This is a genomic window from Chitinimonas violaceus (assembly GCF_052601015.1).
The window spans coordinates 1-337 of the sequence record NZ_JBQXDJ010000260.1; the positions used below are offsets into that span (position 1 = coordinate 1).

Consider the following 337-nt stretch of genomic DNA (forward strand, 5'->3'; position numbering starts at 1 on the left):
CTGGCTGCCGAAGGGATCGTGGCGGGTCGGGATCGGATAGCGCGACTACGTCGCGAAGACGGCATTTGCTGCATCCAGCCACGGCGATTCAAAGCGACCACCCATTCAGCTCACGGCTTGCCGGTTGCGGATAACCTACTGAACCAGACCTTTGAACCGACGGGTCCAAAGCAGGTCTGGGTGAGCGATATTACTTACCTCCAGACAGATGAGGGTTGGCACTATCTGGCGGGCATCAAGGATGTGTTTACCTGCGAGATGGTGGGTTATGCGATGGGTGCTCGAATGACACAAGACTTGGTCAGTCAGGCGTTGTGGAAGGCGATAAAGTGGAAAC

1 protein-coding gene is annotated in these 337 nt (G+C 56.1%); it reads left to right on the top strand.

Translation table 11 applies throughout. The features are described from left to right. The coding region (locus tag ACUHMQ_RS21210) for a DDE-type integrase/transposase/recombinase (protein ID WP_445297416.1) at positions 1–337 on the top strand (337 nt) is incomplete at both ends.